This is a genomic window from Mesorhizobium prunaredense (assembly GCF_900156895.1).
In the GTDB taxonomy this organism is placed as follows: Bacteria; Pseudomonadota; Alphaproteobacteria; order Rhizobiales; family Rhizobiaceae; genus Mesorhizobium; species Mesorhizobium prunaredense.
The window spans coordinates 136,520-137,316 of record NZ_FTPD01000001.1 but is presented as its reverse complement, the minus strand read 5'-3'; the positions used below and the strand labels follow the sequence as shown (position 1 = coordinate 137,316).

Annotated in this window: 1 protein-coding gene; it reads left to right on the top strand. The window is 61.2% G+C overall.

Translation table 11 applies throughout. From position 1 onward, the window contains the following. The first annotated feature begins 165 nt into the window (after window positions 1-165). Window positions 166-654 (top strand): EF-hand domain-containing protein, encoded by a 489-nt coding sequence (locus BQ8794_RS00715; RefSeq protein WP_244554815.1) that lies wholly within the window; start codon window positions 166-168, stop codon window positions 652-654. The last annotated feature ends 143 nt before the right edge of the window (window positions 655-797 follow it).

Here is a 797-nt window from a genome sequence, read left to right as displayed (position 1 = left end):
GAGCAATCTCCCCCCTCGTGGGGGAGATGTCCGGCAGGACAGAGGGGGGCGCGAAGGACCGCTACGGAGCGCATTCTGGGCTCATCCACCAACGCGCCAGGAACCATGTCGGCAGCAGCGGGTTTGGCTTGGACGACATGTTCGGTCTCTCCAAAGGAGAATACAATGACATCAGCAAGCAAAACCACAGCGGTCGCCGCGGCGTTGGCTATGCTGGCCTCGCCGGCGCTATCCCAGACGAGCCCACCTGCGCCCGCCGCACCTGCACAAAATCAAGGTTCACAGCCATCGCCAGGCGGGCCAATCGAAGACTCCATGCGCCAAATGATGCGTGAGATGATGACTGAGATGCTGGAGGAGAGAATGCAGGAGCATCGCCGCCCGCGAGCAGAACGACGAGGTGGCGACCGTTGGCATCGCGATTTCCGCAGGCCTGACGGGCGCCATATGGGGGGCGGGAAAATGCATGGCGCACGGATGCGCATGATGTTCGCCATAGTCGACGCCGACGGCGATGGTGCGCTTTCTCAAACCGAGGTTCAGGATTTTGTCGAGCGGATATTCAATGCCGTCGACGAGAACCGCGATGACAGCGTCGACAGGGAGGAAATCCGATCCTTCTTCCACCCAGGTGCCGACGAAACGGGTGAATAAATCCGCAGGTGGAACCGCTGCAGGCGGTCCGCTTCGATCGTTACCTCAGCCGAGGAATGCAGCGGCTCAGGAAAATGCTGATCTGTAGCGATCCTTCGCGCCCCCCTCTGTCCTGCCGGACATCTCCCCCACTTGGGGGGAGA

Bases quoted from the DNA above. Each gene is read 5' to 3' on its own strand.
- BQ8794_RS00715 (WP_244554815.1), top strand. From the start codon at position 166: ATGACATCAGCAAGCAAAACCACAGCGGTCGCCGCGGCGTTGGCTATG.